Below are 6,299 nucleotides of genomic sequence, written 5' to 3' on the forward strand. Positions count from 1 at the left end.
GGTGGCCGGGGTGCGTGTCCGCGCCGCTCGACAGCCTAGCGTCGGATGCCGAGGTGCCGGGCGGCTGTGAGGTGCTGGTGCCAGTGCCCCATCGCGCTGCGGCGCTGCGCGTCGCTCCAGGTCGGTTCGAAGGTCTGCAGATCGCTGTCGGCTCGCTGTTCCAGGTCTTCGGTCGTCCACCAGCCGAGTCCCAGTCCGGCCAGCTGCGCGGTACCGACGGCGGAGAGTTCGTGGTGGCGGGTGCGTGCCACGGTGACGCCGCTGATGTCGGCCTGGAGCTGCAGGAGCGCGTCGCTACGGCTCAGACCGCCGTCGGCGACGACCTGTCGTAGTCCGGGCAGGGCCGCCAGGACGTCGCCGACCTGGAAGGCGACGGACTCCAGGGCGGCGCGGGCCAGTTGGGCGCGTCCGGTTCCCAGGCCGAATCCGGCCAGGAGGGGAACCGCTCGGGCGTCCCACCACGGTGCGCCGATGCCGCCGAAGGCCGGCACCAAGGTCACCTCGCCCGCGTCGGCGTCGGCTGCCAGCCGGATGAGGTGTTCCGGCTCGGTGCCGAGCAGGTCCGCCAGCCAGGTCAGGGTGCGCCCGGCCGACCGGATGTTGGCTTCGTGGGCGTAGGCGGGAAGGCCGGTGGACCAGGCGATGGTGCTGCACACATCGGCGGCGGGTTGGGGCGAGTCCGCGATCGTCATCACCGATGAACCGGTGCCGTACGTGGCCTTCACCGTGCCCGGCCGCCAGCCGGCGTGGGCGAACAGAGCGGCATGCGAGTCGCCCATCACGGCCAGCACCGGGGTGCCGTCGGCGAGCGGGGCGAACCCTCGCAGGGTCCCGAAGGGGCCGGTGGAGGGGACGATCCGGCTCAACGCCGCCCGCGGGATGTCGAACCAGTCGAGCAGTTCGTCGTCCCAGTCGCCGGTCGCGAGGTTGAGCAGCTGGGTGCGGGAGGCGTTGCCCGTCTCGGTGACCGGCACTCCGGTGAGTGCGTGCAGCAGGTAGGCGTCCACCGTGCCCAGCCGGAGGGTGCCGGTGGCGCTTCGTGCACGGGAGGGGTCATGGCTGTCGAGCAGGGCCGCCATCTTCAGAGCGGAGAACATCGGATCGAGCGGGAGGCCCGTCCGGCGACGGACTTCCTGACCGACCCCCGCGGCGGCCAGGCGGGCCGCACGTTCTCCTCCCCGCTGGTCCTGCCAACTGACCAGCGGACAGACCGGCTTGGTGGTCGCGGCGTCCCACAGGACCACCGATTCGCGTTGGGTGCTCAGGGCCATACCCGCTACGTCGCGCGGGTCGACGCCCCGTACGCAGTCGGCGACGGCGGCGCGCACACCGTCGAGGAGCTCTGTCGCGTCCTGCTCCACCAGGCCCGGGCCCGGATGGAACTGGTGCAGCGGCGCTCGGCCGCGGGCGACGATGTCGCCCGCGGCGTCCACGAGCAGCGCCTTGGTGGAGCTGGTTCCCTGGTCGACGGCGAGAACATACGGCTTCATCAGACCCGCCCCAGAACCTCTCGGGCGGCGCCGGCGATGCCGTCGGCGGTCAGTCCGAAGTGATCGAGCAGGAACGCCGCGCTGCCGGTCGGAGCGAAGGCGGGCACGCCCAGCATGCGTACGGCGACCGGGTGGCTCTCGGCCACGACCTTGGTCACGGCCGCACCCAGGCCGCCGGAGAGCAGTCCCTCCTCCACCGTGACGATCGCTCCGGTCTCCCGCGCGGCGGCCACCACGGCGTCCACGTCGAGCGGCTCCACGAAGGTCATGTTGAGGACCCGGGCACCGACACCTTGCTGAGCGAGGAGGGCTGCGGCTTCCAGGGCACGCGAGACCATCGTGCCCACGGCCATCAGCGTGATGTCGCTTCCGTCGGTGAGGCGCACGGCACGGCCCGCCTCGAAGAGTGCGCCGTCGGGGGTGACGGCGGGAACCTTGAACCGGGGCACCCGAATGTAGGTGGGCCGGCCCGACGCGGCGGCCCGGCGCACGGCACTGCGCGTCTGCGCCGGGTCCGCCGGCACGATGATCTCCAGGCCCGGGACGGCGCGCATCCAGGACAGGTCCTCGATGGAGTGGTGGGTGGGACCCAGCTCGCCGTAGGCCATGCCGGGGCTCTGGCCGCACAGTACGACGTGGCGGTGCGAGTAGGCGATGTCGGCCTTGATCTGCTCCAGGGCACGGCCGGTCAGGAAGGGCGCGGCGGCGGACGCGAAGGGGATGAACCCGGCGTTGGCGAGGCCGGCCGAGACGCCGACCAGGTCCTGTTCCGCGATGCCCACGTTGATCAGGCGGGTGGGGAACTCCTCGCGGAACCCGGTGAGGTTGCTGGAGCCCACCGAGTCATTGCAGACGGCCACGATCCGCTCGTCGGCGCGGGCCAGTGCGGCGAGCTCGTCGGCGAAGTCGACCCTGCAGTCGAACGTGGCGGCCGGGGCGGCGACGGTGCTCATCGGTTCAGCTCCTCGAGCGCAAGACGCACCTGCTCGTCGGTGGGCACCTTGTGATGCCACTCGACCCGGTCCTCCATGAACGACACGCCCTTGCCCTTGATGGTGTGGGCGATGACGGCGACCGGGCGCCCGGTGGTGGACGGCGCGTACGCCTCCTTGATCGCCCGGTGGTCGTGGCCGTCGATGACGCGGACCTCCCACCCGAAGCTCGCCCATTTCGCGTCCAGCGGTTCGAGGGACTTGGTGTCCTCGGTACGGGCTCCCTGCTGCAGGCGGTTGCGGTCGACGACGGCGGTGAGGCCGGCCAGTTCGTAGTGGGCGGCGGTCATCGCGGCCTCCCAGTTGCTGCCTTCCTGCATCTCGCCGTCGCCGAGCACGACGACGGTCCGCCAGGTCTCGCCGCGCATCGTCGCACCGAGCGCGCAGCCGGTCGCGATGGGGAAGCCGTGGCCGAGGGGACCGGTGTTGGTCTCCACCCCGGGGACCTTCAGCCGGGCGGGGTGGCCGTTGAGCGGGGACAGCGGGGCCATGAAGTCGGTCAGCCGGGCCCGGGGGAAGAAGCCGCAGGACGCCAGTGTGGAGTAGAGGGCCGCGGCGCAGTGGCCCTTGCTGAGGATGATGCGGTCGCGCCGCGGGTTGCCGGGCTGGGTCGGGTGCATGCGCAGGGTGCCCCACATGGCGGTCACCAGCAGGTCGGTGACGGACAGGTCACCGCCCACGTGTCCCATGCCCGCCGCTCGGACGGTGGTGAGGATGTCGCGCCGGACGGACGTCGAGATCTCGGCGAGCTCGTCCGCTGCCCCGGCGGGCGACGCGGCGCGCAGGCGTGCGCTGCGCCGGTGATAGGCGCGGGCCGCGTCGCCGTCGGCCCGCAGCGGCTCCGCCGCCTCCCGGACGGCGGTCACGCGGACTCGCTTTCCGCGAGGGCGCGAAAGAGGGCCCGCTTCGCGAGGCGCTGCGCGGCGAGGGCGTCCTGCGCCGCCTGCGCGGCGGCGAGTTCCTCCCGGTCGAGGTAGCCCAGTGCCTGGTGGAAGGCGCGCATGGTGCGGATGCCGGTGCGGGCGGCCTCGACCGGGTCCTCGCGGAAGGGGAACTGGTCGAGCTGCCAGACACCGTCCCAGCCGGCGTCCTGGAGGGCGAAGAAGAACTCGAAGGTCTCCAGGAGGTGGACCGAGCCGACGACCATGTCGTCGTCCCAGCCGCGGAAGTTGTCGTTGACGTCGATCGCGAACAGCTTGTCGCGGGCGATCGCGAGGCGGGCGGCTTCGGCCGGTGTCTCACCGCCGTACAGGGAGTGCCCGAAGTCCAGCAGGACCCCGACGTTGTCCACGCCCATGTCCTGGATCGCCAGCAGCGTGCGGGCGACGGAGGAGAAGACCATGCGGTTGCGCGGCTCGCGGGGCTTGTACTCGATGGCGAACTTCAGGTCCGGGTAGCCCAGGGCGAGTTCGCGCAGGGCGTCCACCGACTTCGTCCACAGGTCGCTGTAGTCGGCCTGGAAGGGGTAGTCGTACCCGTCCTGTCCCGGCCAGATCTTGATGTAGTCCACGCCCAGCTCGCGGCCGACCTCGGCGGAGGCGGCGACCAGGTCGACGGCCTGGCGGCGGACGGCGGCGTCGGGGTTGGTGAAGCCGCCCTTGGCGAACTTGCCGGTGTAGAACTCCGGCGTCACGGCGATGGCCCGCAGGTTCTGCTCGGCCAGGGCCGCGCGCACTTCTGCCGTGCTGATGTCACCGGGCGGGAAGGGCCAGTTCAGGTCGAGGACGGACAGGTCGCCGACGGCGCCCGCGAGTTTGATGGCGTCGAGGACGGTGCGCGGTTCGCCGTATCCGTCCGTGGCGTACCGGTCGACGTAGGTGGCGAAGTGCCAGACGCCCGCGCCGTAGACCGGCTCGCTCCGTAACGACTCTCGAATGTCTATGCGTTGTTGAGTCGACATGCGGGACAAGGTACGAACGCACGTCTGACGCGTCAACCCCCCAGAACTCGGGAACCGCTCCTCCGGATCCTGCGTGACCTCTCTTGTTGTCGACTGTTGCTGAGGGGACTTGATGCGAGTTCGGACGATGGCGGGCGTGGTGGTATCGGCGTGCGTGGCGCTCGCGGCGTGCGCCTGCGGTCCGGAGAAGTCGGGGAAGGACTCGTCCTCGGCCGGGAAGCCTTCGCAGTCGCCCAGTTCGTCGCAGCCGGCGAAGGAGTCGGCGACGCCCTCCGCGACGCCTCCGTCCGCGAAGCCGTCGGCCGAGCCGACCGGTGACCAGCCCGCGCCCAGGACGAAGGCGGGCGCGATCCAGCGGTACGAGCAGTTCCTCCACGCGGTGGGCCGTGAGGACATCAAGACGGTCTGCGAAGTGGCCGGGCCCGCCGCGAAGCAGGCGGAGGACGAGGGGTTCGGTCCGTGCACGTCGACCTTCGTCGTCACGTTCCAGATGATCCCGCCCGCCAAGAAGAAGGCCCTGCGCACCGCGACGGTCGACCCGCTGCGCGTCACGATGCCGACCCCGGACAAGGCCGAGATCCCGACCGCGGCGATCAGGGCCTCCGTCACCTTCTCCGAGGACGAGCTCGGCGACAGCACCCTGGAGTACCTCAAGAACAACTGGTTCATCACCGACTGAGCCCGGCTGGACCGTCCTTCGCGGCTCCGGCCGCCAGGGCGCTGCGGGTCATGACGTGGTGGAGGTGGCGTCGGACAGCGGCTTCGGCGGGTAGGAGCTGAGCACGAGTGACGTGGTGACCGGGCCGTAGCGGGCACATGCGTCGACGACTTCTTCGAGTCGTCCTGCCTGGGGGCAGTGGACCTCCAGGACGAGGCAGTCCTCTCCGGTGACCCTCAGGGTGGAGATGATCTCGGGCGTCCTGGCGGCGAAGTCCAGTGCGCGCCGGAGCTGGGCATGCGTGGTGCGCAGGCGGATGACGGCGTGAATGTTCAGGCCGAGCGCCGCCGGGTCGACGACGGCCCGGTAGCCGGTGATGACGCCGTTCTTCTCCAGCCGCTGGATGCGGGCGCTCGCCGCGGGCTGCGAGAGTCCGACCCGGCGTCCCACCTCGGCGCCGGTCAGCCTGCCGTCGGCCTGGAGCAGGCTGAGGATGTCCCGGTCTATCCGGTCGAGTGATTCCATCGTCGTCAGCACCATCTTCTTTGAGATCACTTGCGCCGCTGTCGCCGTTCTGCAGCTGCCAACAGAATGTGGGCCAGGCATCCCCAGGATCGCAGGGGGTGACGAGTGGAACGGTGGCAAGCAGTGGTCGCATACGTGGTCATCCCCGGTATCGACGGATCCGACGGTCAGCACTGGCAGACCCTGTGGGAGCGCGAGTGGGGCACCGAAGCGGTGCGGATCTCCCCCGCCTCGTGGTCCGCGCCCGAACTGGGCGACTGGGTCGATGCCGTACAGGAGGCGTACGACACCGCCTTTCGGCGGGACGGGCACGTCGTGCTGGTGGCGCACAGCCTGGGCTGCTGGGCGGCATCCGTCTGGTGGAGCAGGAATCCGGCGAGCCCGGTCGCCGGCGCCTTCCTGGTCGCTCCGCCCGACCCGCAGGGCCCGGCGTTCCCGCGCCAGGCGGCCGCAACGTTCGTCGAGGTGTCCCCGCAGCCGTTGCCCGGTCCGGCCCTGGTGGTGGGCAGTGCCGACGACCCGTACTGCACCTCCGGAACTGCCGCCGCCTTCGCGACGCGATGGGCGGCGCGATGGCACCTGACCGGATCGTACGGACACCTCAACTCCGCCAGCGGCCTGGGTTCGTGGCCGCACGGCCGTGAACTCCTGGACGGGCTGACCCAGCAGTGACCAGCGACGCCCGGGAACGCTGACCACCACTCAGACTCGGGCCCGGCCGGGCTCATCACGGT

7 protein-coding genes are annotated in these 6,299 nt (G+C 71.1%); 2 read left to right on the top strand and 5 right to left on the bottom strand.

Annotation, left to right across the window (positions count from 1 at the left end; all coding sequences use genetic code 11):
- Nucleotides 1-35: 35 nt before the first annotated feature.
- Genes M4J07_RS32040 through M4J07_RS32055 form a run of 4 tightly spaced genes read right to left on the bottom strand, consistent with a single transcriptional unit; the run spans nucleotide 36 to nucleotide 4,382 of the window.
- A complete protein-coding gene (locus M4J07_RS32040) occupies nucleotides 36-1,490 on the bottom strand; it encodes an FGGY-family carbohydrate kinase (RefSeq protein ID WP_255977504.1) in 1,455 nt (484 codons plus the stop codon).
- A complete protein-coding gene (locus M4J07_RS32045) occupies nucleotides 1,490-2,443 on the bottom strand; it encodes a transketolase family protein (protein WP_255977506.1) in 954 nt (317 codons plus the stop codon). Before M4J07_RS32045 ends, M4J07_RS32040 begins: the two co-directional genes overlap by 1 nt.
- Nucleotides 2,440-3,348 carry a transketolase gene (locus M4J07_RS32050; protein ID WP_255977508.1) on the bottom strand — a complete coding sequence of 303 codons (909 nt, stop codon included), beginning with the start codon at nucleotides 3,346-3,348 and terminating at the stop codon, nucleotides 2,440-2,442. Before M4J07_RS32050 ends, M4J07_RS32045 begins: the two co-directional genes overlap by 4 nt.
- Nucleotides 3,345-4,382, bottom strand: coding sequence for a sugar phosphate isomerase/epimerase family protein (locus M4J07_RS32055; protein WP_255977510.1), 1,038 nt, complete (start codon nucleotides 4,380-4,382; stop codon nucleotides 3,345-3,347). Before M4J07_RS32055 ends, M4J07_RS32050 begins: the two co-directional genes overlap by 4 nt.
- A gap of 136 nt (nucleotides 4,383-4,518) precedes the next feature.
- On the opposite strand from M4J07_RS32055, the gene M4J07_RS32060 reads away from it, so the two are divergent.
- On the top strand, nucleotides 4,519-5,061 hold the full coding sequence (locus M4J07_RS32060; protein ID WP_255977512.1) for a hypothetical protein: 543 nt from the start codon (nucleotides 4,519-4,521) through the stop codon (nucleotides 5,059-5,061).
- 48 nt (nucleotides 5,062-5,109) lie between these two features.
- On the opposite strand, the gene M4J07_RS32065 is transcribed toward M4J07_RS32060, so the two are convergent.
- On the bottom strand, nucleotides 5,110-5,565 hold the full coding sequence (locus tag M4J07_RS32065) for an Lrp/AsnC family transcriptional regulator (RefSeq protein WP_308284793.1): 456 nt from the start codon (nucleotides 5,563-5,565) through the stop codon (nucleotides 5,110-5,112).
- Between the two features lie 123 nt (nucleotides 5,566-5,688).
- Between M4J07_RS32065 and M4J07_RS32070 the strand changes: the two genes are divergently transcribed.
- A complete protein-coding gene (locus M4J07_RS32070; protein ID WP_255977516.1) occupies nucleotides 5,689-6,237 on the top strand; it encodes an RBBP9/YdeN family alpha/beta hydrolase in 549 nt (182 codons plus the stop codon).
- Nucleotides 6,238-6,299 lie beyond the last annotated feature (62 nt).

This window comes from Streptomyces longispororuber, from assembly GCF_024448165.1.
In the GTDB taxonomy this organism is placed as follows: domain Bacteria; phylum Actinomycetota; class Actinomycetes; order Streptomycetales; family Streptomycetaceae; genus Streptomyces; species Streptomyces longispororuber_A.